General features: G+C 68.9%; 23 protein-coding genes and 2 pseudogenes. 11 read left to right on the forward strand and 14 right to left on the reverse strand.

What is annotated here, in order from left to right; genetic code table 11:
• The first annotated feature begins 114 nt into the window (after window positions 1-114).
• Window positions 115-1,341 carry a cytochrome P450 gene (locus FDZ84_RS22755; protein WP_168587553.1) on the forward strand — a complete coding sequence of 409 codons (1,227 nt, stop codon included), beginning with the start codon at window positions 115-117 and terminating at the stop codon, window positions 1,339-1,341.
• 130 nt (window positions 1,342-1,471) lie between these two features.
• On the opposite strand, the gene FDZ84_RS22760 is transcribed toward FDZ84_RS22755, so the two are convergent.
• Window positions 1,472-2,275, reverse strand: coding sequence for a crotonase/enoyl-CoA hydratase family protein (locus tag FDZ84_RS22760; protein WP_168587554.1), 804 nt, complete (start codon window positions 2,273-2,275; stop codon window positions 1,472-1,474).
• A 163-nt stretch (window positions 2,276-2,438) separates the two neighbouring features.
• On the opposite strand from FDZ84_RS22760, the gene FDZ84_RS22765 reads away from it, so the two are divergent.
• Window positions 2,439-4,082, forward strand: a complete 1,644-nt coding sequence (locus FDZ84_RS22765; RefSeq protein ID WP_168587555.1) for an acyl-CoA synthetase — start codon at window positions 2,439-2,441, stop codon at window positions 4,080-4,082.
• Window positions 4,083-4,179: 97 nt separating this feature from the next.
• On the opposite strand, the gene FDZ84_RS22770 is transcribed toward FDZ84_RS22765, so the two are convergent.
• From FDZ84_RS22770 to FDZ84_RS22785, 4 genes are all read right to left on the reverse strand, one after another.
• Entirely contained in the window at window positions 4,180-5,595 is a 1,416-nt protein-coding gene (locus FDZ84_RS22770) for a DUF2079 domain-containing protein (protein WP_168587556.1), read from the reverse strand.
• Between the two features lie 223 nt (window positions 5,596-5,818).
• Complete coding sequence (locus FDZ84_RS22775) at window positions 5,819-6,247, reverse strand: MarR family winged helix-turn-helix transcriptional regulator (RefSeq protein ID WP_168587557.1); 429 nt, start codon at window positions 6,245-6,247, stop codon at window positions 5,819-5,821.
• 450 nt (window positions 6,248-6,697) lie between these two features.
• Window positions 6,698-7,795, reverse strand: coding sequence for an acyl-CoA dehydrogenase family protein (locus FDZ84_RS22780; RefSeq protein ID WP_168587558.1), 1,098 nt, complete (start codon window positions 7,793-7,795; stop codon window positions 6,698-6,700).
• Window positions 7,796-7,937: 142 nt separating this feature from the next.
• Window positions 7,938-9,116, reverse strand: coding sequence for an acyl-CoA dehydrogenase family protein (locus tag FDZ84_RS22785; RefSeq protein ID WP_168587559.1), 1,179 nt, complete (start codon window positions 9,114-9,116; stop codon window positions 7,938-7,940).
• Between the two features lie 999 nt (window positions 9,117-10,115).
• Between FDZ84_RS22785 and dnaK the strand changes: the two genes are divergently transcribed.
• The 7 genes and pseudogenes from dnaK to FDZ84_RS40065 form a co-directional block, all read left to right on the forward strand.
• Entirely contained in the window at window positions 10,116-11,960 is a 1,845-nt protein-coding gene (gene dnaK / locus FDZ84_RS22790) for a molecular chaperone DnaK (protein WP_168587560.1), read from the forward strand.
• Between the two features lie 26 nt (window positions 11,961-11,986).
• The gene (locus FDZ84_RS22795; protein WP_246868354.1) at window positions 11,987-12,463 is read left to right on the forward strand and encodes a hypothetical protein; all 477 of its coding nucleotides are present in this window, start codon (window positions 11,987-11,989) and stop codon (window positions 12,461-12,463) included.
• A gap of 232 nt (window positions 12,464-12,695) precedes the next feature.
• The gene (bla, locus tag FDZ84_RS22800; protein ID WP_168590281.1) at window positions 12,696-13,613 is read left to right on the forward strand and encodes a class A beta-lactamase; all 918 of its coding nucleotides are present in this window, start codon (window positions 12,696-12,698) and stop codon (window positions 13,611-13,613) included.
• 196 nt (window positions 13,614-13,809) lie between these two features.
• A complete protein-coding gene (locus FDZ84_RS40060; RefSeq protein WP_256413554.1) occupies window positions 13,810-13,941 on the forward strand; it encodes a hypothetical protein in 132 nt (43 codons plus the stop codon).
• Between the two features lie 5 nt (window positions 13,942-13,946).
• Window positions 13,947-14,213: pseudogene (locus tag FDZ84_RS22805) on the forward strand (helix-turn-helix transcriptional regulator); the annotation flags it as partial.
• A gap of 190 nt (window positions 14,214-14,403) precedes the next feature.
• Window positions 14,404-14,844 (forward strand): DUF2871 domain-containing protein, encoded by a 441-nt coding sequence (locus FDZ84_RS22810; RefSeq protein WP_168587561.1) that lies wholly within the window; start codon window positions 14,404-14,406, stop codon window positions 14,842-14,844.
• Between the two features lie 345 nt (window positions 14,845-15,189).
• Window positions 15,190-15,285: pseudogene (locus tag FDZ84_RS40065) on the forward strand (LuxR C-terminal-related transcriptional regulator); the annotation flags it as partial.
• 27 nt (window positions 15,286-15,312) lie between these two features.
• Here the strand turns inward: FDZ84_RS40065 and ligD are convergent.
• Window positions 15,313-16,311: a non-homologous end-joining DNA ligase gene (gene ligD / locus FDZ84_RS22820; protein WP_168587562.1), complete on the reverse strand. Its 999-nt coding sequence runs from the start codon at window positions 16,309-16,311 to the stop codon at window positions 15,313-15,315.
• A 213-nt stretch (window positions 16,312-16,524) separates the two neighbouring features.
• Here ligD and FDZ84_RS22825 point away from each other — a divergent pair, with 213 nt between their 5' ends.
• On the forward strand, window positions 16,525-18,315 hold the full coding sequence (locus tag FDZ84_RS22825; protein WP_168587563.1) for an alkyl/aryl-sulfatase: 1,791 nt from the start codon (window positions 16,525-16,527) through the stop codon (window positions 18,313-18,315).
• Window positions 18,316-18,326: 11 nt separating this feature from the next.
• Here FDZ84_RS22825 and FDZ84_RS22830 read toward each other — a convergent pair whose 3' ends face one another.
• The 6 genes from FDZ84_RS22830 to FDZ84_RS22850 form a co-directional block, all read right to left on the reverse strand.
• Window positions 18,327-19,028 (reverse strand): PrsW family intramembrane metalloprotease, encoded by a 702-nt coding sequence (locus tag FDZ84_RS22830; protein WP_371812912.1) that lies wholly within the window; start codon window positions 19,026-19,028, stop codon window positions 18,327-18,329.
• Between the two features lie 62 nt (window positions 19,029-19,090).
• Complete coding sequence (locus FDZ84_RS22835; protein ID WP_168587564.1) at window positions 19,091-19,297, reverse strand: hypothetical protein; 207 nt, start codon at window positions 19,295-19,297, stop codon at window positions 19,091-19,093.
• Window positions 19,298-19,372: 75 nt separating this feature from the next.
• Window positions 19,373-19,552, reverse strand: a complete 180-nt coding sequence (locus tag FDZ84_RS22840) for a winged helix-turn-helix domain-containing protein (protein ID WP_168587565.1) — start codon at window positions 19,550-19,552, stop codon at window positions 19,373-19,375.
• A 683-nt stretch (window positions 19,553-20,235) separates the two neighbouring features.
• A complete protein-coding gene (locus FDZ84_RS40840; protein ID WP_371812655.1) occupies window positions 20,236-20,562 on the reverse strand; it encodes a helix-turn-helix domain-containing protein in 327 nt (108 codons plus the stop codon).
• A 48-nt stretch (window positions 20,563-20,610) separates the two neighbouring features.
• The gene (locus FDZ84_RS22845) at window positions 20,611-20,802 is read right to left on the reverse strand and encodes a hypothetical protein (RefSeq protein ID WP_246869287.1); all 192 of its coding nucleotides are present in this window, start codon (window positions 20,800-20,802) and stop codon (window positions 20,611-20,613) included.
• A 17-nt stretch (window positions 20,803-20,819) separates the two neighbouring features.
• Window positions 20,820-21,110: a LysE family translocator gene (locus FDZ84_RS22850; RefSeq protein WP_371812656.1), complete on the reverse strand. Its 291-nt coding sequence runs from the start codon at window positions 21,108-21,110 to the stop codon at window positions 20,820-20,822.
• Between the two features lie 199 nt (window positions 21,111-21,309).
• On the opposite strand from FDZ84_RS22850, the gene FDZ84_RS22855 reads away from it, so the two are divergent.
• Window positions 21,310-22,392, forward strand: a complete 1,083-nt coding sequence (locus FDZ84_RS22855; protein WP_168587566.1) for an AI-2E family transporter — start codon at window positions 21,310-21,312, stop codon at window positions 22,390-22,392.
• 37 nt (window positions 22,393-22,429) lie between these two features.
• Here FDZ84_RS22855 and FDZ84_RS22860 read toward each other — a convergent pair whose 3' ends face one another.
• Window positions 22,430-22,816 (reverse strand): nuclear transport factor 2 family protein, encoded by a 387-nt coding sequence (locus tag FDZ84_RS22860; RefSeq protein ID WP_246868356.1) that lies wholly within the window; start codon window positions 22,814-22,816, stop codon window positions 22,430-22,432.
• Window positions 22,813-23,490 carry an MBL fold metallo-hydrolase gene (locus tag FDZ84_RS22865; RefSeq protein ID WP_168587568.1) on the reverse strand — a complete coding sequence of 226 codons (678 nt, stop codon included), beginning with the start codon at window positions 23,488-23,490 and terminating at the stop codon, window positions 22,813-22,815. Before FDZ84_RS22865 ends, FDZ84_RS22860 begins: the two co-directional genes overlap by 4 nt.
• Between the last annotated feature and the right edge of the window lie 41 nt (window positions 23,491-23,531).

Below are 23,531 nucleotides of genomic sequence, written 5' to 3' on the forward strand. Positions count from 1 at the left end.
TCATTCGATGCAACGATAGTTACAGGGGTTTACTGAACCTTGGAAGTGTGGTTCTCTTGTTTAGAACTCGTTTCATTTAACCGGTCGGATAACGCGTCGCTGTAGGAGGTTGCCGTGGTCGCACCGCGCATTCCGGAGGGCTTCGACTTCACCGATCCCGACCTGCTCGCCGAACGGCTGCCGCTGGCCGAGTTCGCCGAGCTGCGCAGCACCGCGCCACTGTGGTGGAACCGGCAGCCCGACCGTCGAAGTGGGTTCGACGACGGCGGCTATTGGGTGATCAGTCGGCACGCCGACGTCAAAGAGGTATCCCGGCGCAGCGCCGTGTTCTCCAGCTGGGAGAACACAGCCGTCATCCGGTTCAACGAGAGCATGACCCGCGAGCAGATCGAGCTGCAGCGCTTCATCATGCTCAACATCGACCCGCCGCAGCACACCAAGCTGCGCAAGATCGTGCAGCGCGGCTTCACCCCGCGGGCGATCAACAGCCTGGAATCGGCGCTGCGGGGCCGGGCCCAGCGGATCGCCACCGTGGCCCGCGAGCGCGGCAGCGGCGACTTCGTCACCGACGTGGCCTGCGAGCTGCCGCTGCAGGCGATCGCGGAACTGCTCGGGCTCCCGCAAGAGCACCGCAAGGAGATCTTCGACTGGTCGAACCAGATGGTCGGCTACGACGACCCGGAGTACGACATCCAGCCGGAGGTCGCCGCCGCCGAGATGCTCGGCTACTTCACCAACATGGCCGAGGAGCGCCGCGGCTGTCCGATGGACGACATCGTGACCAAGCTGGTCCAGGCCGACATCGACGGCAACGCGCTGACCGCGGACGAGTTCGGGTTCTTCGTGATCCTGCTGGCGGTGGCGGGCAACGAGACCACCCGCAATGCCATCACCCACGGAATGCTCGCGTTCCTGGACAACCCGGAGCAGTGGGAGCTCTACAAGGAGCAGCGCCCGGCGACGACGGCCGACGAGATCGTCCGGTGGGCGACTCCGGTGGTGGCCTTCCAGCGCACCGCGACGGAGGACGTCGAACTCGGGGGCGTCGAGATCAAGCGGGGACAGCGGGTCGGCATGTTCTACAGCTCCGCGAACTTCGACCCGGAGGTCTTCGACGAGCCGGAGCGCTTCGACATCACCCGCGACCCGAACCCGCACGTCGGGTTCGGCGGCACCGGCGCGCACTACTGCCTCGGCGCGAACCTGGCCCGCCTGGAGATCGACCTGATCTTCAACGCGATCGCCGACCACATGCCGGACATCAAGCGGATCGGCGAACCCCGCCGCCTCCGCTCCGGCTGGCTCAACGGCATCAAGGAAGTCCAGGTGCAGTACACCTGATCGGCGGGAGTACGCCCGATCCGGCGAGATGTCCCGCAATTTCGGGCTCTTCTGCTTCTTCCGTGGGTGAGTTAGGCGCGTCCGGGGAGGGGGGCGGTGGCCGCCGAGGGCGAGCATGGCGGTGTCGGTCCTACTTGCCCCGGAAGTTCGGTTTGCGCTTCTCGGCGAAGGCGCGGGGGCCTTCCTTGGCGTCCTCGCTGGAGAAGACCTCCATGCCCAAGCGAGCGTCCACGGTGAACGCCTCGTTCTCCGGCATGCCCTCGGTTTCCCGCATCGTCCGGAGGATCGCCCGCACCGCGAGGGGGCCGTTGGTGGCGATCAGATCCGCCAGCTCCAGGGCTTTGGCCAGGGCTTGGCCGTCGGGAACCACGTGGCCGATCAGGCCGAGGTCCTTCGCTTCCGGTGCGAAGATGTGCCTGCCGGTCAGCAGGATGTCGGCCGCGACGGTGTAGGGGATCTGGCGCGGCAGCCGGACCGCCGAGCCGCCCAGTGGGAACAGGCCCCACCGGGCCTCGGACACGCCGAACCGTGCGCTCTCGCCCGCCACCCGGATGTCGGTTGCCTGCAGAATCTCCGTGCCGCCCGCCACCGCGGGCCCCTCCACCGCCGCGATCAGCGGTTTCGTGAGGCGGCGGCCCTTGAGCAGGGGCTCGATCACGGACAGGTCCATACCGCGCGCGGTGTCGCTGGGGTGGGCCTGCGTCATCGCCTTCAGGTCCGCGCCGGCGCAGAACGCGCCGCCGGCGCCCGTCAGCACGCACGCCCGGATGTCGTCGTCACGGTCCACCTCGTCCCAGGCCTGCCGCATGATCTCCAGCATCGGCCCGGACAGAGCGTTGCGGACCTCGGGTCGGTTCATCGTCACCACGAGCACCGCGCCGCGCCGTTCGACCAGGCAGTGCGGTTGCTCGACGACCTCTGTTGTCGACGTCATGGAAACCCTTCCACTGGGTGGAGAACGCTGCTTGCGTCGCGGGATCTGCGGCAGGAAAAACGACTTCGCCGGCGCTGCGCCGCGACGGCCCGTCACCGACGCGAATTGTGGTTCGGCTTTTCGGGTTCTTGCCGAGGACGATAACACGTTCTAGTTTCACGGGGTGGCATACAACATCGCAGATCTCTTCGAGCACGCCGTCGATCTGGTACCCGATCGCGTCGCCGTGGTCTGCGGCGAGCGTCGCCTGACATTCGCGCAGCTGGACCAGCGGGCCAACCGGCTGGCGCACTACTTCACAGCCCGCGGGCTCGGGCCGGGCTCGCACATCGGGGTCTACTCGCGCAACTCCATCGAGGCGCTGGAGACCATGCTGGCGGCCTACAAGGTCCGCGCGGTGCCCATCAACATCAACTTCCGCTACGTGCCGAACGAATTGCGCTACATCTTCGACAACGCCGACCTCGCCGCGCTGGTGCACGAACGCCGCTACAGCGACCACGTGGCCAAGGTCCGGCCGGAGTTCCCGCAACTGAGCGAAGTTCTCGTCATCGAAGACGGCACCGACGCCGATTGCACCGGGTACGGCGGCGTCGAGTACGAGTCGGTCTTGGCCGGTCAATCCGCCGAACGGGACTTCCCGGAGCGCAGCGCCGACGACCTCTACCTGCTCTACACGGGCGGTACCACCGGCATGCCCAAGGGCGTGATGTGGCGCCACGAGGACGTGTGGCGGGTGCTCGGCGGCGGCATCGACTTCATGACCGGCGAAACGATGCGCGACGAGTGGCAGCAGGCTCGCGCCGGTGCCGAAAGTGGTGGCCTGATCAGGCTGCCCGCCGCACCGTTCAGCCACGGCGCCGCGCAGTGGGCGAGCTTTGGCAACCTCTTCGCGTGCAGCACCGTGGTTTTCATGCCGCAGTTCGACGCGCACGAGGTGTGGCGCGCGATCGAGCGGGAGCGGGTCGACGTGCTGGCGATCGTGGGCGACGCGATGGCCAGGCCGCTCATCGAGGCCTTTCGCGAGGGCGGCTACGACGCCTCGTCGCTGGTCGCGATCTCCAGCAGCGCCGCGCTCTTCTCGCCGTCGGTGCAGCGCCAATACCTCGACGCCCTGCCCAACGTGGTGATCACCGACTCGATCGGCTCGTCGGAGACCGGGTTCAGCGGAATCGGCGTCATCGGCCGCGACAACGCGCAGACCGGCGGGCCGAGGGTCAACGCGGACGCCTCCACCACAGTGATCCGGGACGACGGCAGCTTCGCGCCGCCCGGCGAGATCGGGTGGCTGGCGCGCACCGGGCACGTGCCGCTGGGCTACTACAAGGACGCGGAGAAGTCCCGCTCGGTGTTCCGGGAGATCGACGGCAAGCGCTACGTCGCGCCGGGCGACTACGCGCGGATCGAGGACGACGGCACCGTCACGATGCTGGGCCGCGGCTCGGTGTCGATCAACACCGGCGGCGAGAAGGTCTTCCCGGAGGAGGTCGAGGCCGCGCTCAAGTCGCACCCGGACGTGTTCGACGCGCTGGTTGTCGGGGTGCCCGACGAGCGCCTCGGCCAGCGGGTCGCGGCCGTCGTGCAGCCTCGGGCGGGCTCGGCCCCGGGACTCGCCGACCTCGACGCGCACGTCCGGGAGTGGATCGCCGGCTACAAGGTGCCGCGCCGCCTGTGGCTGGTGGACGAGGTCACCCGCTCGCCCAGCGGTAAACCCGACTACTCCTGGGCGAAGCGGCACACCGAGACGCATGAGCCGACCGACGCGCGCGAGCCGTCGCGGCAAGAGACCGCCACCGAACCCGGCTGAACTCCTATTCTCCTTTTTGAAGCGCCGAGGGCGCTTGGCACGCCCTTGCAGCTTGCACCGCCGCGGGTGCGGTCGACCTGAACACGTTCCGCTGAACTCAGGTGGTGCGGCCCAGGGCCCAGAATCCCGAGTCCTCCAGCAGGACTTGGTACGTGGTTCCCGGGTTCCACTCGGCCGCTTCCTCGCGCACGTCCGCGGCCGTCTTGTCCGGCTCGTAGATGGCGACGTAGTCCGGGACGATCCCGTCGGTGTTGCCGGGCCAGAAGACCCGGCAGCGCCCGGTGAGGTGCGCGATCGTCGAATTGTTGGCTACGACCGTCGCGCCATCCGGGATCATCGCGAGCACCCTCGACGCGGCCTCGGGGTCCTGCTGGAAGCGGTCGCTGCCGTTCTGGATCTGCTTGCCGATCGGCAGCGTGACGGTCAGTGCGACCGCCGCCGCCAGGACGAGCCCCGGCAGGTGCGACGCGTAGCCCCGCAACCAGGACAGGCGGGTCGCGCGCACCCGGACGATCGCGTCGACCATCGCGAAGGTGAGGATCGGCATCAGCACCGCGTTGTAGTGCCAGTCCGCGCTCCAGTAGTGCTCCTCGAGGGAGGCGAACCGCCAGCCGAGCGTCGGGAGAACGGCCAGCAGCACCGGCGACCGGAGCGCGAGCAGCCCCGTCGTCGGGATCAGGAGCCACAGCGCGGTGCTAAACTTCTCGTCCCAGCCTTCCAGCAGCGAGGCGGGGAACCCCACGTCGCCGGAGATCTTGTCCCAGTAACGGTATTCGCCCGTCGCGTTGAACGACGGGATGACCAGCAGGGTGATGCAGAACCAGGCGACGACGAACAGCACGGCGCTCACCCCGGCGACCCGGGCGAACCGCTTATCGTGCTGCCTGGCGAGCCACGCGAGCACGAGCGCGATGGCGGCGCCGGTGAGCGCGAGGTCATCCTTGACCAGCACCAGCGGTGCGGTCAGGAGGAGGGCGCGCCACCACCGCTGCGACAGCGCCGCTTCGAGCGCGAACGCGACGAGCGGGACCGCGAAGCAGATCTCGTGGAAGTCGAAGTCAACGGCCCGTTGCACTCCCCAGGCCAAGCCGTAGGCCACGCCCACGGACCGCCCCCTGGTGTCGCCGAGCAACCGCGTTGCGGCTCTGGTCACCGGAACGATCGAGAGCGCGAACAGGGCAGCCTGCGCGACGAGCAGCGTCTGCGCGGAGGGGAATAGGAAGTAGAGCGGCGCGAGCAGCGCCAGCGCGGGGCTGAAGTGGTCGCCGAAGATGACGAATCCGGGTCCCAGCAGGTCTGCCACCGGCGTCCGGCCCTCTGCGTAGGACCGCACGACCTGCTCGAAGATCCCCAGGTCGAACGACATGGACGCGTACCCGGCGTAGCGCGCCAGCGAGATCCACGCGTAGCAGGCGAAGAACGCCGCCCACAGCAGGAAAAGGACCGCCTGGTTCGACACCGCGCGGCGGTCGGAGCCGGCGGCAGTGGTGGGAACGAAGGTGGTGGTACTCATCGGGACTCCGTCGGGGTCAGCGTGTTGGAGGAGGCCGGGCGGTTGCGAGGTGGACGAGGGGTGCGGTGTCCGTCATGAAGCCCTGTACTCCGGCTACGGCGGTCCGGTCGACCGCGCACTCTAATTTCCCGGTTGAATATGATCACTGTCACTTCGCAGGTAGGCCGCACGGCGGAAAGTCCACATAGGTCCACATTGGACAGCGAGTCTGCGAGACAGGCGCCTAGTGTGGCGTGACGAGGGCTTGCAGCAGATCGCGCAGGGTTTCCTGCTGGGCTTCGGTGAGCGGGATCAGCGGGGACCGGGCGCTCAGGTGCTTGAGCACGGTGGCCCGGCTGCGCCGACCGCTCGGGGTCAGCACGATCTGCTTGGCGCGCCGGTCCGTCGGGTGCGGCTTGCGCTCGATGAGGCCCTGCTGTTCGAGCTTGTCCAGCACGAACGTCGTGTTGGAGGCCTCGCAGAACATCCTGGTGGCCAGTTCGCGGGCGGTGATCGGCTCGGACAGCTCGCGGAGCGCGACGACCTGCGACGCGGTGCGGCCCAGTTCCTCGGCGACGCGGCGCACGTGGACGTCGAGGGTCTGCGCGAACTGGTGCACCAGCCTGCGCACGTCCAGGTCGATCTGGCTGCTCGCCGACGGATCCCTCGCCATGTTCCGATTCTAGCGGCGATGATTTGAACTGCGGTAGTTCTAATTCACATCATCTGAGTTCGAACCAGTGAGGTGTCGTTCCGTTACCCGTTCTCTCCTGGTGCTGGTCGTTTTCAGCTTCACGACCGGCGAATTCGTGATCGCGGGCATCCTTCCGGACGTCGCCACCGACCTGTCCTGCCGCTTTCCGCGGCGGGTCTGCTGGTGACGGCCTGCGCGCAAAGCATGATCGTCGGCGGCCCGGTGGTCACCGTGCTGACCGCGCGGCCGGCCCGGAAGCCGCTCATCGTCGGCCTCATCGCCGTGTCCCCTCGGGAACATCGGATCGCCTCTGGCGCCGAACTATCCCGTGCTCGTGGTGGCGCGGTTCGTCGCCGGTCTCGTCGTGGCCACCCAGCTGTCGTCGTCGGCGCGGGCCAGCAGGAGCTCGGTCACCGTAGGCGTCATCGGTCAGCCCGCCAGCACGTCGCCGAGCCGCCCCAGCTGCGCAGCCGCACCGCCGAGGGAGAATTCGTTCCGCTTCGCCGCGACGAAGTAGCGGTGCAGCCGGTGGTCGAGATCGATGCCGACGCCGCCGTGCACGTGGACGGCGGTGTGCGCCACCCGGTGCCCGGAGTCGGCGGCCCAGAACTTCGCGGTGGCGACCTCGGCCGCGCACGGCAGCCCCTCGCCGACGCGCCACGCCGCCTGCCACAGCGTCAGCCGCGCGGCCTCGACGTCGATGAACGCGTCCGCCAGCCGCTGCGCGACGGCCTGGAAGCTGCCGATCGGCCGACCGAACTGGACCCGCTCGCGGGCGTATTCGCTGGTCAGCTCCAACGCCCGCTCGACAACACCCACCTGGTGGGCGCACGCACCGACGGTCGCCCGCGTGAGCAGCCAGTCCAGTACCGCCGAATCCTCGCCGAGCACCTGGTATTCGCCGACCTGTACGCCGTCCAGCGCCAGCCATGCCTCGCTGTCGCCGTCGACGATGCGCTGCCGCTCGATCGACAGCTGCGCGGGCTCGACGAGGAACACCCTCGATCCGTCCGATGTGGACGCCGGAACCAGCACGAGGTCGGCGAAGGTGCCGGCCGGGACCGTGGTCTTGGTGCCGGTGAGCGTCCAGCCGTCGGCCACGCGTTCGGCGCGGCACGCGGGGCGGTCCGGGTCGGGGTTGTTCTCCTCGGCCAGCGCGGCGGTAAGCACCAGCTCGCCCTTCGCCGCCGGGACGGCCCAGCGCTGCTGCTGCTCCGGGGTGCCGAACTGCGCCAGCGCGGCCGCGGCCGTGGTGATCGAGGCGAGGTAGGGCACCGGGGCGACCGCGCGCCCCAGCTCGATCAGCACGGAGCACTGTTCCAGCAGCCCGAACCCGCCGCCTCCGGCCGTGCTCGGCAGCGCGGCCGACAGCACCTCGGCCTGTGCCAGTTGTGTCCACAGTGCACGGTCGAAGCGGTCCGGCTCTTGTTCGACTTCGCGCAGCCGCTCGGCGGTCGCGTGATCGTCGAGGATCTCCCTGGTCAGCCCGGACAGGTCGCCCTGGGCCTCGGTGCACGAGAAGTCCATGAATCCTCCCTGGAGGTCGTTTTGCCGCGGACATAGGTGTCGTGAGCGGGAGATCCGGTTCTTACCGGAGCGAGCACTCACGACCGTGGCGGGTGTTGTCGTGAGCGGGAGATCCGGCCCTTACCGGAGCGAGCACTCACGACTAACGTTTCGCCGGGGGGAGGCCGAGGCCGACCGCGGCGACGATGTCCCGTTGCACCTCGTTGGCTCCGCCGCCGAAGGTCAGGATCAGCGACGAGCGGTGCATGCGTTCGATCCGGCCGCGCAGCGCGGCGCCCCGCGAGCCGCTTCGGACGTAGGCGGCGCTCCCGAGCACCTCCATCAGCAGCCGGTAGGCCTCGATGGCGAACTCCGTGCCGTACACCTTGGTCGCGGACGCGGTGGCCGGCGCGGGCTGCTCCTCGACGGTGGCGGCGATCTTCCAGTTGACCAGCTTGAGGAATTCCACCCCGGCGTGCACGCGGGCCAGGTGGCGCCGCACCCACTCCTGGTCCAGCACGCGTCGCCCGTCGGCGAGCCGCGTTTCGCTCGCCCACTCCAGCACCTCGTCCAGCGCCAGCCGCAGCGGGGCCGACGAGGTGAGCGCGACGCGCTCGTGGTTGAGCTGGTTGGTGATCAGCGGCCAGCCCTCGTTCTCGGCACCCACCAGTGCCGACGCCGGCACGCGCAGGTCCTGGTAGTAGGTGGCGCTGGTGGACGGCCCGGCGACGGTGTGCACCGGGGTCCAGGAGAAGCCGGGTGCGGCGGTGGGCACGATCAGGATGCTCAGGCCGCGGTGCTTCTTCGCGAGCCGGTCGGTGCGGCAGGCCAACCACACGTAGTCCGCGTACGAGATGAGGCTGGTCCACATCTTCTGGCCGTTGATCACGTATTCGTCGCCATCGCGGTCGGCGGTGGTGCGCAGCGAGGCGAGGTCGGTGCCCGCCTCCGGCTCGGAGTAGCCGATCGAGAAGTGGATCTCACCGGAGGCGATCTTCGGTAGGTAGAACGATTTCTGGTCTGGGGTGCCGAAGCGCATGATGGTCGGCGCGATGCTGTTGAGCGTCAGGAACGGCACCGGGGCGCCTGCGATCGCCGCTTCGTCGGTGAAGATCAGCTGCTCCAGCATGCTCCGGTTCTGCCCGCCGTACTCCGGCGGCCAGCCCAGCGCGAGCCAGCCGTCCGCGCCCATCTGCCGGACCAGCTGCTTGTAGGCCACTCCGTCGCCGTAGTCGCCGTGCGCGGTCAGTTCCTCGCGGAGCTCCGGTGTCATGAGCTTGCCGAAGTAGCGGCGCAGCTCGCTGCGCAGCTGCTCCTGCTCGGGCGTGTAGGCGATGCGCATGCATCCCTCCTGCATCGACGGGGGAGCGTGTGGAACGTGTTTCATCAACCATAGACCGGATGCTTCGGAATGGTCGACACGTCGCTAAATTCCAGGTGGATTCCCGGCTGATCGGCTGGCGGGCTCGCCGGTAAAACAAGTTCTATGTCGACGTAACATCCGGATCCGCCCCGAATGGAGCAGTGACCCGGGCTACTAGTCCCGGTGCTGCTCGCGTCGCTGCTGGTTTCCGGATGCGCGCCGTCGACGGTCTCAACCGGCTCTCGTCGACGCTGCGCGGGCAGACCGACGAGATCGCGGGCGCGCTCGACGGCCTGGGGCCTGGAAGTCCGAAAGGAGATGGCGGCGATGCCGGCGCACTACCTGGGCGACAACGTTGTCGTCGCGCGTCACCGGTACTGCAACGGTCCGCAATGGGTGCAACCTTCGGGTGGCGGACCGGCCCGCACCACGTGCGTCTGACCGGTTGGCGCGTGCCGGAGCACCACCAGCGAACGCCGGCCACGCAGGGTGACCCTGCTCGTCGGTCACCACGACGCTGGTGCCCGTTTCGGAACGGTGCAGCAGCGGCGCGGCGGTGGCGAGCACGTCGTCCCCGGCGGTGACGCCACCTTCCGCAGCCACTCGGCGGTCCACGTCGCGGGCGCGATCGGCACGAGCTCGCTGCCCAGCGGGAAGCTGCCGAGCAGAGCCGCGACCTGCCCGGGATGGGCGTCAGTGCCCATTCCCGCCGTAGTCGCGCAGGTACAGGTCCTGCCGGGGGCCGGGATTCGTGCGCATCGACCTGCTTCCACTGCTCGCCCGGCGGCACCTCGGGCCACAGCCTGCCGCCCCCGCTGACCCGGTGAGAACGGCGGCCTCCCCGCACCGCGCAACGCAGGAATATCCCTCACGTACCGGCTGGCCTTTGCCCAGGTGGACGCGTTCGTGGGGGCTTCCCATACTGAAGGTGTCGGCCTCGCAGGACCCGCCCGGTGGCGGGTCGGAGAGGAGTACGTGATGGGGCGCGCGGTTGGAATCGACCTGGGTACGACGAACTCGGTGGTGGCCGTTCTGGAAGCCGGCGAGCCGACGGTGATCGCCAATTCCGAGGGTTCCCGGACCACGCCGTCGGTGGTGGCCTTCGCGAAGAACGGTGACCTGCTGGTGGGGCAGCCGGCCAAGAACCAGGCGGTCACCAACGTGGACCGCACCATCCGGTCGGTCAAGCGGCACATGGGCACCGACTGGAAGGTCCAGATCGACGACAAGACCTACACACCGCAGGAGATCAGCGCCCGCGTGCTGATGAAGCTCAAGCGGGACGCCGAGTCCTACCTGGGGGAGGACGTGACCGACGCGGTGGTGACGGTGCCCGCGTACTTCGACGACTCGCAGCGGCAGACGACCAAGGAGGCCGGGCAGATCGCCGGCCTCAACGTGCTGCGGATCATCAACGAACCCACCGCCGCGGCGCTGGCCTACGGCCTGGAGAAGGGCGAGAAGGAGCAGACCATCCTGGTGTTCGACCTCGGTGGCGGCACCTTCGACGTCTCGCTGCTGGAGGTCGGCGAAGGGCTGGTCGAGGTCAAGGCCACCTCGGGGGACACCCACCTCGGTGGTGACGACTGGGACGAGCGCGTCGTCGAGTGGCTGGTGGACAAATTCCGGGCCTCATCGGGCATCGACCTGACCAAGGACCGGATGGCCATGCAGCGGATCAAGGAAGCCGCCGAGAAGGCCAAGATCGAGCTGTCCAGCTCCTCGCAGACCAGCATCAACCTGCCCTACATCACCGTCGACGCGGACAAGAACCCGCTGTTCCTGGACGAGACGCTGTCCCGAGCCGAGTTCGAGCGGATCACCTCCGACCTGTTGGAGCGCTGCCGCAAGCCTTTCAACAACGCGATCCGGGACGCCGGGATCAAGGTCGGCGACATCAACCACGTGGTGCTGGTCGGCGGTGCGACGCGGATGCCGGCCGTGACGGACCTGGTCCGCGAGCTCACCGACGGCAAGGAGCCGAACAAGGGCGTCAACCCCGACGAGGTCGTCGCCGTGGGTGCCGCGCTGCAGGCCGGTGTGCTGCGCGGTGAGGTCAAGGACGTCCTGTTGCTCGATGTCACGCCGCTGTCGCTGGGCATCGAGACCAAGGGCGGCATCATGACCAAGCTCATCGAGCGCAACACCACGATCCCGACCAAGCGCTCCGAGACCTTCACCACCGCCGAGGACAACCAGCCGTCGGTGATGATTCAGGTCTTCCAGGGCGAGCGGGAAATGGCCGCGCACAACAAGAAGCTCGGCATGTTCGAGCTCACCGGTCTCCCGCCGGCGCCGCGTGGTTTGCCGCAGATCGAGGTCACCTTCGACATCGACGCCAACGGCATCGTGCACGTCAACGCCAAGGACCTCGGCACTGGCCGGCAGCAGTCCATCAAGATCAGCGGCGGTTCGGCGCTGCCGAAGGACGACATCGACCGGATGGTCAAGGACGCCGAGGCGCACGCCGACGAGGACCGCAAGCGTCGCGAGGAGGCCGAGACCCGCAACCAGGCCGAGACCTTGGTCTACCAGACGGAGAAGGTGCTCACCGACAACGCCGACAAGATCCCGGCCGACACCCGGACGCAGGTGCAGGACGCGATCAAGGATGTCAACGAGGCACTCAAGGGCGACGACGTCGACAAGATCCGCTCGGCCGTCGACCACCTCGCCGCGAGCTCGCAGGCCATCGGCCAGGCCATCTACGGCCACCAGCAGCAGGCCGCGGCCGACACCAGCGGCGACGGCCAGGCGAAGCAGGCGGACGACGACGTGGTCGACGCCGAGATCATCGACGAGGACGAGAAGAAGAAGGACTGACCTTTCTACAGTGGATCACGGGGACGATGAGTTCGGGTGCCGTACACGGCGGGACCCTGCTTGTTAATTCGGCGCGGTGTCTCCTGCCGCTTCGCGGCGCGGTGCGCATCGGGGGCGTCGCGGCGTTGAGCGATCGGCAGGTCGCGGCACTGACGGCCGCGGTGCGGGCCGTCACGCCCGATCCGGCGGCGCGCACCGTGATCACCACCACGGCTGCCACGGTCGACCTTGTCGATGCCGTCACCGCAGGTCTCCTCGACTGTGCTGTGGTGCACCCCCCGGCGCTGATCGGCGCCCTCCAGTCCGGGCCGATCCGGAAGATCCCGCGTTCGCTGCTGTGCCCGCCGATCACCCGGCGGCGCGGCGCAGCAGTCGCTGCGCGCGCTGGCCGGCCTGGCCTGCGCGACCGCGCCACGCAGCCACGGGACGGCGGCGTTCGACCTGCTCGTGGACACGCTGCGCAGCAAGGGGCTCGACCCGGAGTTCCTGCCCGCAGCGGGTGACCGCGACGCGTTGACTGCCGTGGCCGCCGGGCGCGCCTTCGCGCTCACTGCGTTCCGGCCGGTTGTGATCGAGTTTTTCGCGGGTTCGCCGCGGCGGCGCGGCGCTCGGCAGCTGGATAATCGATCCGCTATCGCTCGAGAGGCCGGCGCGGATTGGCGCTATCGCCCGGGGGCTGCTTCATTGGGCGGCAGGCCGGCTCGTCCGGCAGGCCAACCCGAAAGGAAGACTTCCTTGCAGCACAACGAAACCCGCGTCGGTCGTCGATCGATCCTGGGAGCGTTCCTGGCCGCCCCGGTGGCGGCCGCGTGCGGTGCGAGCGGCGTGGCGGCAGCACCCAGCGGCGCCGGACCCGCCCTGAACGGCAAGTACGCCCCGGCGTTCGCCGACCTGGAGCGCCGCTACGACGCCCGGCTGGGGCTGTTCGCGGTCAACGTCCACACCGGACAGTTCCTGGGGCACCGCGCGGGCGAGCGGTTCGCGATGTGCTCGACGTTCAAGACCTACGCGGCCGCCGCCCTGCTGCGCGAGCACGGGCTGGACAGCGGCTACTTCGACAAGATGATCCACTACACCGAGGCCGACCTGGTGGACGGCTCGCCGATTACCAAGCCCAATGCGGGCACCGGCATGATGGTTCACGAGCTGTGCGCTGCGGCGATCACCCGCAGCGACAACACGGCGGCCAACCTGCTGCTCGCGGAGCTCGGCGGCCCGGCGACGATCGCCCCGTTCGCGCGCTCGATCGGCGACGGCAGCACCCGCCTGGACCGCTGGGAACCAGACCTCAACATGGCGATCCCCGGCGATGAGCGCGACACCACCACCCCGGCCGGAATCGCCGCGGGCTACCGGGCGCTGGTGGTGGGCGACGCCCTCCGCGGGCCCGAGCACGACCGGCTGACCGGGTGGCTGTTCGCCAACACCACCGGCGGCAAGCGGATCCGCGCGGGCCTGCCGCCGACCTGGCGCACCGGCGACAAGACCGGCACCGGCGACTACGCCTCGGGCAACGACGTGGCGGTGACCTGGACGGACAAGGGCCACCCGATCGTCATCGCGGTCCTGACCAGCCGCCCGAGGAAGGGCGACGAGGTGAACAACGGTCTGCACGTCGACACCGCGCGCGTCGTCGCCGAAGCGCTGGGCTGACCGCGAAGCATCGCCGCCGCCCGGCTCCGGCCATTGTGGATGCTTCCGGTCTCAGGCGGCGGGAAGCGTTGCACGCTGGCCGGGCTGTCGCTCGGGCTGCTACCGGCGGCAGAACTCCGCACGGCGGCGTGGCGCTGCGGCGGGATCGCGTCCGGATCGCGGTGCGACCAGTGATCCTGTCAGGGTGAAGAAGGCGATGACGAGACCGACGAACAACGAGATCACCGGTCCGGGCGAGCCGCGTGTGCTCGACGGTCCGGGCGCGCGTTCCACCTTGCTCTGCGGCGTCTACGAATTCGCCAGGACCGGGCGATCACCGCCGCGCTGACCGCGATGCACGAGGAACCGGCCCACCAGTGGACGGTCGAGGAGCTTGGCGCGAGGATCGGGATTTCGCGGGCGACCTTCTCCCGCCGCTTCACGGCACTGGTCGGCGAGCCGCAGCTGACCTACCTGACCCGGTGGCGGATGATCACCGCGGCCCGCCGGCTGCGCGAAACCGATGCGGCGCTGTCGGCGATCGCCAAAGAGGTCGGCTACGCCTCGGAATACGCCTTTGCTAAGGCCTTCAAGCGGACCCACGGCACGGCCCCGGGCCACTACCGCCGCCGCCAGCTCCCCCCGTCGTCGAGTGAGCCCACCTGTCGGCTCCGCGCATCGTTCGAACGGTTGATTTCCGGTGCACCGTTCGATTCCGGAGGGCCAACCCGCGGTGCGATGTGCCGCGCGGCGGCTGCGGCCAAAGTCGGTGTCGGCGGAATCCCCCGTTCTGGAAGGAAGCGCGACGGCTATGAAGAAGCTGTACTGGTCGGCACTGATCTACATGATCCTCGGGCTGGCCGCGGGCCTGTACTACCGCGAGTTCACCAAGGCCCTGGACTTCACCGGCGACACCGAGCTGTCGGTGCTGCACACCCACCTGCTCGCGCTGGGCATGCTGTTCTTCCTGGTGGTGCTGGCGCTGGACAAGGCGTTCGCGCTGTCCGGGAACAAGTTGTTCACGCTGTTCTTCTGGTTCTACAACTCCGGCCTGGCCCTCACCACCGCGATGATGCTGGTGCACGGCACATTGACGGTGCTGGGCGAGGAGAGTTCCGCCGCGATCTCCGGGATCGCCGGCCTCGGCCACATCCTGATCACGCTCGGCCTGATCCACCTGTTCCTGTTGCTGCGCAAGAGCCTTCCAGACGCGAAGGAGGAGTCCGAGCAGCGAACCGAAGCGCTCCGGTGACCAGCACCGAGCAGGGGAGTGGGCGGTCGGGCCGCCGCGTAAGTGGCTGGCGCTGGCGGTGCTCGCCACCGGTCTGTCGATGATCGTCGTCGACGGCACCATCGTCGGCGTGGCTCTCCCGGTCATCATCGGCGCGAACCCCGCACCGCAGCCCCCACGGTGGTTCCGGCGCTGTCCCGAAGATTCAGCGACGCCATCCGCGACACGATGCTGATCAACGACGCTTTCCTGTTGCTGGGTCTGGTCGAAGCCTTGAGGGTGTAGGCGAGGTCCGCTGGCCGACCGGCCGATCGGGTCCGCTGCCTATTTCGAGCGCTTCAGGCTGGCCGCGGAGGGGCGACGAACCGGGAGATCGCCGAACAGCTCTACATCGGCCACCGCACGATCGAATACCACCTGCGCAACGTCTTCACCAAGCCGGCCGTCCGCTCCCGGGTCGAACTCGCGAAGCTGGTGCGGTTAAGCCGGTCAGGACTTCTTGGCGCGGCTCGGGGCGACGCGGGGCGGCTCGTTGGGCTGCTTCGGGTACACCGGCGGCCACGGCGCGTCCTGCAGTCCGCTGGCCATGTCCCGCTGCGACTGCTCCAGCAGCGGCTCGATCGACTCCGGCTGCCGGTCGGCCCACGGGTCGCCGCGCTCCGCGACCCTGCCCGGCACCGTCGCGATGGTGAGCTCGTTGGGCTCGGTCGAGGCGAGTTCGTCCCAGCCGATCGGGGTTGAGACCTGCGCCCCCAACCGGGGCCGGACGCACCACGCACCGAAAACCGTCTTGTGCGGGGCGTTCTGGTTGAAGTCGACGAACACCCGGGAGCCCCGCTCCTCCTTCCACCACTGCGCGGTGATGAGGTCGGGGTGGCGGCGCTCCAGCTCGCGGGCCAGCGCCACTGCCGCGGCCCGCACCTCGTAGCTGTTCCAACGCGGTTGCAGCGAAACGTAGATGTGCAGGCCCCGGGATCCGGACGTCTTCACGTGCGCCTCGATGCCCTGCTCGGCGAGCAGTTCCCGGGTGGCCGCGGCGGCCTCCAACACCTGCGGGTACCGGACGCCGGGGGAGGGGTCGAGGTCGATGCGCAGCTCGTCGGTGATCTCCGGGGTGTCGGCGTGATACGGCCAGACGTGGAACCCCAGGCACCCGAGGTTCACGGCCCAGATGATGTGCGCCAGGTCGGCGGCGACGAGCGCGTCGCTGGTGGTGCCGTTCGGGGTGGCGACGACGGTGGTCTGCAACCATGGCGGGGCGGACTTCGGCACCCGCTTCTGGAAGAACGACTTGCCGCCGGCACCGTCCGGATACCGCTCCAGCAGCAGCGGCCGCCCCTGCAAGGTGCCCAGCAGCGGACCGGCGACGGCCTGGTAGTAGCGGACCAGGTCGAGCTTCGTCTCGCCGCGCTGGCTGAAGAAGACCTTGTCGGGGTGCGACACCGAAACCTCGGTGCCCCCGACGTCCAACTTGACGCCTTCGCTCATCGCCGACCCTCCACCCGTTCGGTCACGCAGCAAGCGTAGGTCGCCGATGACCCCGTCGCAGGCATGTTCGGACGCTCTTCCCCGGCCCACGGCTGCTCGCGCTGTTCGCGATGCGGTCATACCGCCCAGCGGTTGTACTTGAAACCCGATGGTCCGGGGCGCGAGTACGGCGAAGGCACTCGGGACCCGCGCGAGGTGATCCAGGAGTGTCCCGTGAGTGAGCCGCCCTTCTCCGATGCCGATTTCGAGGACGCCGACCGCGGTTTCATCGCCGCGCTGAAACCCGGCGTGGTGCACGACCGTGGGCGCGTCGTGTGGAACAACGACGCGTACGACTTCCTGGCCGACGACTGCCCGGCGACGGTCGATCCCAGCCTGTGGCGGCAGTCCCGGCTGTGCGCCAAGCAGGGGCTCTACGAGGTCGTTCCGGGGATCTACCAGGTCCGCGGGCTCGACCTGTCGAACATGACCCTGGTCGAGGGCGAGCGCGGGATGATCGTGATCGACCCGCTGGTGTCGGTCGAGACGGCCGCGGCGGCGCTGGCCCTGTACCGGCAGCACCGCGGCGAGCGCCCGGTCACCGCGGTGATCTACACGCACTCCCACGTCGACCACTTCGGCGGTGTCGAAGGCGTGGTGTCCGGCGAGGTGCCGGTCCTGGCCCCGGCGGGATTCATGGCGCACGCCGTGTCGGAGAACGTCTACGCCGGCATCGCGATGGCCCGACGAGGCACCTATCAGTACGGGATGTTGCTGCCGAAGGGGCCGGACGGGCAGGTCGGCACCGGGCTGGGGCAGAACGTGTCGACTGGCCGGGTCTCGCTGATCCCGCCCACAGTGGACATCACCCGCACCGGGCAGGAGGAGACGCTTGACGGGGTGCGCATCCAGTTCCAGCTCACGCCGGGCACCGAGGCGCCGGCGGAGATGAACGTCTACTTCCCGGAGCACCGCGCGCTGTGCCTGGCGGAGAACGCGACCCACAACATGCACAACGTCCTAACCTTGCGCGGCGCCGAAGTCCGCGACGCCCGGATGTGGTCGCGCTACCTCACGGAGACCATCGCGCGGTACGGCGAGCACACCGACGTGGCGTTCGCCTCCCACCACTGGCCCACCTGGGGCGGAGAACGGGTCCGGAAGTTCCTGACCGAGCAGCGCGACCTCTACGCCTACCTGCACGACCAGACGCTGCGCCTGACCAACCTGGGCTACACGGGCCTGGAGATCGCCGAGCGGATCGTACTCCCCCCGGCGTTGGACAACGCCTGGCACGCGCGCGGCTACTACGGCTCGGTCAGCCACAACGTCAAGGCGGTGTACCAGCGCTACATGGGCTGGTTCGACGGCAATCCGGCGTCGCTCTGGGAGCACCCGCCGACGGAGTCGGCGAAGCGCTACGTCGAGTGCATAGGCGGCGTGGACCGCGTCGTGAAGAAGGCCCGGGAGTACGCGTCGGCTGGGGATCTGCGGTTCGCCGCGCAGCTTCTCAAGCACGCCGTGTTCGCCGAGCCGGACCACGCCGCCGCCAAGGAGCTGCTCGCGGACACCTACCAGCGGCTCGGGTTCGGTTCGGAGAACGCGACGTGGCGCAACTATTACCTCACCGGAGCGCACGAGCTCCGGAGCGGAATCGTTCCGACGCAGGTCAGCATCTCCGGCGGGATGGCCGCGGCCTTGACGGTCGAGCAGATCCTGGACTCGGTCGCGATCCGCGTCGACGGGCCGCGCGCCGCGGACACGAGGCTGGTCATCGACTGGCACGTCACGGACGTCGATGAGCACGTGCGCACCACGCTGTCCAACGGCGCGCTGAGCCAGGAGCCGGTCCGGGACGACGGACCGGCCGACCTCGCCCTCACCCTGACGAAGGCCCAGCTGCTCGGGCTGATCGCCGGTCAGCAGCCGGAAGGCATCGACTACCGGGGCGACCGCGCCACCCTCGGCCGCCTGGTCGGCCTCGTGGACGAGCCCGACCCGAACTTCCCGATCGTGACGCCCTGACCGGTCGAGGACTACTGCCCCGGATCGGGCTGGGCCGCAGCGGGCGGGTACGGCGCAACGCCCTGGGCCCGGCGGCGCAGTGAGCCCAGCCAAGCCAGCCCGAGCGCGGACACGACGATCAGCCCGACCCAGTTGATAAGGGTGAAGAGGTGGGTCTGCAGAACGGTCGGCTCGGGCACGTAGCCGAGCTGGAACAGCAGGTGCTGGCCGGGCGTTTCGGTCAGCGCCATCACGAGCAGCAGGGCGATGCCGTGCATGGAATCCCAAAGCGAGTGCAGGACGACGACACCGAAGTAGGCCAGCACCACGCCGCCGGTGATGCACCCTCGGCCGTTGCGGGTGGCCGCGAACAGGGCCCCGCCGAGGATGGCCGTCCAGAGCCCGTGCCCGACCGGGGCGAGAACGCCCCGCAGGATCTCGGTCTCCACCACCTGCCACAAGGAAAGACCGTGGATGGTGATCAGCGCGTTGAAGGCGTAACCGGCGCTTTCGAAAGCGGCGAAGCCGAATCCGACGGTGGCGCCGAGCACCAGCCCGTCCCGGAGGGTCCGCCGGGCCATGCCGCGCGCGATGTACATCAGCGCCAGTGCCTTGACGAGTTCCTCGATGAGCCCGACGCCGAGGTACATCCACACCGACGGCGACAGCAGGTAGGTCTCCAGCAGCGACGCGGCCAGCACGCCGAGCACGCCGCCGACGATGAAAGCCTCGATGACGCGGCCCGCGGAGAAGTCGGGCGACGGGCGTTATTGATTCGTAGGGCAATTGTGTGATGTCAGGCGGCGTAGCGGACTTCGGGTTTGCCGAGGTAGGAGCGAACTCGGCCAGGCGGCTTGTGGAGCCGGTGGAGGAAGGAGCGGACTGCTTGTTTCGACTCGTCGCGGGTTTTCTGGGCTGTGCCGGTGGACATGGTCCGCTTGAGGTCGGCACCCCGGATCTCGTCCGGGTTGAGCTCGGGGTTGTATCCGGGCAGGAAGTGCATCTCGATCGCCGCAGCGTGATCGGTCCAGCCACTTGCGGACGGTCTTGCGGCGGTGGACAGGATGACCGTCGGCGATCACCTGGACCGTACGGTGGCCGGATAGTCCTCCTCCAGCCACCAGCACACGGCCTCGGGGTCCCGCTCGTAGGCCCTGCGGATCGGTCTCTGCGGCGACACACCCCAACAGCGCAGGTAGTCGCCGACGGTGCGCAAACTCAACACGACGCCGTGGCGCACCCGGATCAACTCGGCCACCGCCTTGCGGGTTCACACCACCCCAGCCGAACGCGGCGGAGCACGACCGGCCCGAAATGGGACTGGATCCGCACCTGCATGCGCTGCCGACGCACCCTCACCACCCGCCTGTGGTCACCCGAGGAGGGCGCAATTTCGCGAGAAATTGACCGTCACCCGGGTGAACGTCAATTTCTCGCGAAATTGGCACCACCCTTCGCCCCACCGAAGGAGAACCACCGATGTTCTGAATCCAGCTCAGCACGTTCGTCCTGTTCAGCCTGCTGATCTTCGCCATATTCTCCACCCAGCTACCCGCAAGAGGCCTCGCGTTCTCGATCCGGCCAGCACGCCGGAGGCGGCGGCGAAGCCGCCTACACGGTCTGGCACCTCATAGCCGGCATCGAAGCCGAAACCCGCACCGAAGACACCGGGCGGAACAAGAACACCTCCCCAGACCACCGGGATCTCCCCAGCCGACCGAGGCGAGCTCGGCGCCCCGGGAGGAGCCCACCGGGTGGCGCTACCTGTGTGTCTGAACGCTCGTGAGTGATCCTTCCGGTTCTTACCGGAAGGATCACTCACGAGGCCTGACCTTCCCAAGCCGGGCCGGTGCGGCGCCTCCCCGGCCTCCGCCGCACCAGCCCTTCCCCGGTGACCGGGCGCGAATGCCCCGCGCGCCCGGTCACCGACCGCCCTGCGCTTCAGGAAGAACGACATGACACCTTCAGGCCGCCCGGACGCGAGCGGAATGCCCTGGCTTCGCCTCGTAGAGACAACTCACGCCGCACGAAGCGAGTAGGTCGATCAGGTCGGCTGCCGGGCGAACCGGCACCGCAATGGCGAGCTGGTCGTGCTTGACCCTTCGAACCCTGTTTCCGCCACACCTGCGCCCATCCGGACACCGACTGCGGCGCTACCGCGAACACCCGCGCCGCCTCGACCTGCCTCATCCCACCGTGCACCGCCGCGACCACCCTGCGCCGCAGATCCTCCTGCACCTCAGGCGATAACCTCCGCGCATCCCGCACACCAGCGATCCCGCCAGACCAACGAAGATCACACCCTTGAGTTCCCTATCAATATGTTAGCCAGACGACGAAGGTTACGGGCACCAGGAAGCTGCCCAGGAGCACGACGGTCGGCACCAGGTTCGTGTTCCCGGTCAGGCCGGTCACGACGACGGTCGGCACCCACAGCAGCAACCCGATGCCGAAAATGTGCAACCACGGGCGGCTTCGGTGCTTGGAGCGGACGTGCTGGCCGGTCATTCCAGAACCCCCGGAGGTCACGGAAGGGTCGTGGGCCTTCCGGGCTGCCGCCCTTGTCGCGCAGCGTGCTCCACGCCAGCCAGGTAGAGCAGGTAGGCCACGCCGAGGTACTTGATGACCTGGAACGCCATGGCGCTGGTGTGCAGCAGTGCGGCGAGCCCGGTGATGGCGGCGACCACGTGGGGGATGATCCCGAGTGTGCATCCCACGGCGGCGATGACGCGGGCCCGGGTGCCGCGGGAAAGCCCGGCGGCCAACGTGTAGAGCATGCCGGTACCCGGTGTCGCGACGATTACCAATGAAGTCAACAGGAATTCAACGCTCACGCGAGCGTTACCAGCAGGCCGTCGCGGGAGCCGACGCAGTTGCCGCCCCGGCACGACGCTCTTGCCCGCGATGAGCTTTCACTCGTTAGTGTTTCCGCGCCGTGCGGTACGGCCGGGCAGCGGCTGTACTGCGAAAGGCGTTCCACGCGTCCGCCGGGCCTCGGCCGGGGAGGTGGCTGGCATGAGCGGTGCCGACGACGGCGAGGTCCCGGCGAGCGCCGCGAGCGATCGACCGGGGCTCACGCTCCTCGACCACGCGAAGATCGCCTGCGTGTACCTGCTGGTCGGGGTCTTCGCGGTGCTGGCCTTCAACGTCCGCGAGATGCTGGTCCTGATCTTCCTGGGTTTCTTCCTGGCGCTCGGTGTGGAACCGGTCGTCGCGTGGTTGCACCGGCACGGTTGGCGGCGCGGGTTGGCGCTACTGGTGCTGGTCGTGGGGCTCGTGCTGGTGGTCGGCGCACTGGTGCTGCTCGCGGTGGTGCCCGCCGTGGGCCAGATCGGGCAGCTCGCCGCGCACATCCCGGAATACCTCTCCAGCATCGGCACGAAGTTCGGCGGCGGCACCGAGCTGCGAAAGAACCTCGACGACCCGAGCGTTCAGGAGCAGTTGAAGAACACCGTCAGCGCCATCTCGAACGCGGTGACGAGCGCCCTGGCGGCAGGATTCGCCGCGATCGGAGCCTTCCTGGGCGGCATCTTCGCAGCCTGCACCGCGGGGGCGCTGATGGTCTACTTCTCGCTCTCGATGCCCCGGATCGCCGCCGCCGTGCAGCGCGGCGCGGTCGGCCACCCGGGCCGGGCCGAGGCGCTGCACGCCGCGATGGGCCGCGTCGGCGGCTACGTCACCGGGCAAGCCGGGGTTTGCCTGTGCGCCGGGATCGCCTCGTACCTGTTCTTCCTAATCGCCGGCGTGCCCTACCCGGTGCTGCTGGCGCTGGTCGTCGCGGTGCTCGACGCGATACCGCAAGTCGGAGCCACGCTGGCGTCGTTGGTGGGGATTTTCGTCGCCCTGAGCCAAAGCCTCTGGCTGGCGGTGGCGACGCTGATCTTCTTCTGCCTGTACCAGATGGTGGAGAACTACCTGATCGCGCCGCGTATCTTCGCCAAGACGGTGGAGCTGAGTCCTCTCGGCGCATTCCTCGCGATCCTGCTCGGCGCCGCGCTGGCCGGGGTCCTCGGCGCGCTGACGGCGCTGCCCATCGCGGCTGCCCTGAAGGTCCTGATCCGCCAGTACCGGGCCGAACACCCGGCAGGGTCACCGTGAGCCTTCCGGGCTGCCCGAAAGGCTCACGGGAGCGGCTTCAGCCCGCTACCGCCGTCTCGTGGAGGTGGCGCCAGCGGATGCCCTGCGATGTGCGGCGCAGGACGGCCGTGGTCCGGCGCCGGGTGGTCCTGCCCTCGTGCTGGTGGATTTCGCGGAAGTGCACCACGACGAGATCCGCCGCGTCCGCGGCTACGGTGACCTCGTCGACCTCGATGCCCAGGCCCGGTGCCGCGTTCCGCGCGCCGGAGAGAGCACCGAAGAGATCGTCGACGGTCAGCTGCTGACCGTCGGTGGTGATCATGGTGAAGTCGTCGGCGTGCGCGGCCCGCAGCGCTTCGAGCACCGCAGGTTCGCCGTCCGACCCCAGCCATTTCGCGAGCAGCCGGTGCACCCGCTCGACTTCGGCCGTGACGTCAGTTGTCACCAGCCGCGCTCTCGCCACTCGGCGAGCTTGGGGCGCTCCGCGCCCAGCGTCGAGTCGTCGCCGTGTCCGGGATAGAACCAGGTGTCGTCCGGCAGCTCGGCGAAGATCCGGTTCTCCACGTCGTCGATCAGCGACCGGAAGTTCTCCGGGGAGCTCGTCTTGCCCACGCCGCCTGGGAACAGGGAGTCGCCGGTGAACAGGTGCGGGTGCCCGTTCGGGTCGCGGTACAGCAGGGCGATCGAACCCGGCGTGTGGCCGCGCAGGTGGATCACCGACAGCTGGGATTCGCCGACGTCGATGGTGTCGCCGTGCTCGATCAGGCGGTCCGGCGGCACCGGCAGCGCCTCGGCGTCGGCCGGGTGCGCCAGCGTGAAGCACCCCGTCTGCCCGGCGACCGCGCCGAGGGCCTGCCAGTGGTCGGCGTGCTGGTGGGTGGTCACGATGGTGCGCAGGCGCGGGCGCTGCGCGTCGTGGCCGAGCAGGTCGGCCAGCCGCTCCGAGTCGTTGGCGGCGTCGATCAGCAGCGCGTCACCGGTGCGGCGGCACACCAGCAGGTACGCGTTGTTGTCCATCGGGCCGACCGAGATCTTGGTGATGGTCAGCGCGTCGAGCTCGCGCCGCGCCGGGGCGCCGCCCGGTTCGACGTGTCCGGTGTACTGTCCTTGAGGCTCCACGGGCCGAGCCTAGCGCCCCGCGCTCTCGGCCTCGGCGGATG

The organism is Saccharopolyspora sp. ASAGF58, assembly GCF_012277335.1.
Classification (GTDB): domain Bacteria; phylum Actinomycetota; class Actinomycetes; order Mycobacteriales; family Pseudonocardiaceae; genus Saccharopolyspora; species Saccharopolyspora hattusasensis.

Coding starts and splice junctions, on each gene's coding strand:
- FDZ84_RS22760 (WP_168587554.1), bottom strand. CDS start 2,275: ATGACGTCGACAACAGAGGTCGTCGAGCAACCGCACTGCCTGGTCGAA.
- FDZ84_RS22770 (WP_168587556.1), bottom strand. CDS start 5,595: ATGAGTACCACCACCTTCGTTCCCACCACTGCCGCCGGCTCCGACCGC.
- FDZ84_RS22775 (WP_168587557.1), bottom strand. CDS start 6,247: ATGGCGAGGGATCCGTCGGCGAGCAGCCAGATCGACCTGGACGTGCGC.
- FDZ84_RS22780 (WP_168587558.1), bottom strand. CDS start 7,795: ATGGACTTCTCGTGCACCGAGGCCCAGGGCGACCTGTCCGGGCTGACC.
- FDZ84_RS22785 (WP_168587559.1), bottom strand. CDS start 9,116: ATGCGCATCGCCTACACGCCCGAGCAGGAGCAGCTGCGCAGCGAGCTG.
- dnaK (WP_168587560.1), top strand. CDS start 10,116: ATGGGGCGCGCGGTTGGAATCGACCTGGGTACGACGAACTCGGTGGTG.
- FDZ84_RS22795 (WP_246868354.1), top strand. CDS start 11,987: ATGAGTTCGGGTGCCGTACACGGCGGGACCCTGCTTGTTAATTCGGCG.
- FDZ84_RS40060 (WP_256413554.1), top strand. CDS start 13,810: ATGACGAGACCGACGAACAACGAGATCACCGGTCCGGGCGAGCCGCGT.
- FDZ84_RS22810 (WP_168587561.1), top strand. CDS start 14,404: ATGAAGAAGCTGTACTGGTCGGCACTGATCTACATGATCCTCGGGCTG.
- ligD (WP_168587562.1), bottom strand. CDS start 16,311: ATGAGCGAAGGCGTCAAGTTGGACGTCGGGGGCACCGAGGTTTCGGTG.
- FDZ84_RS22835 (WP_168587564.1), bottom strand. CDS start 19,297: ATGCACTTCCTGCCCGGATACAACCCCGAGCTCAACCCGGACGAGATC.
- FDZ84_RS22845 (WP_246869287.1), bottom strand. CDS start 20,802: ATGACCGGCCAGCACGTCCGCTCCAAGCACCGAAGCCGCCCGTGGTTG.
- FDZ84_RS22855 (WP_168587566.1), top strand. CDS start 21,310: ATGAGCGGTGCCGACGACGGCGAGGTCCCGGCGAGCGCCGCGAGCGAT.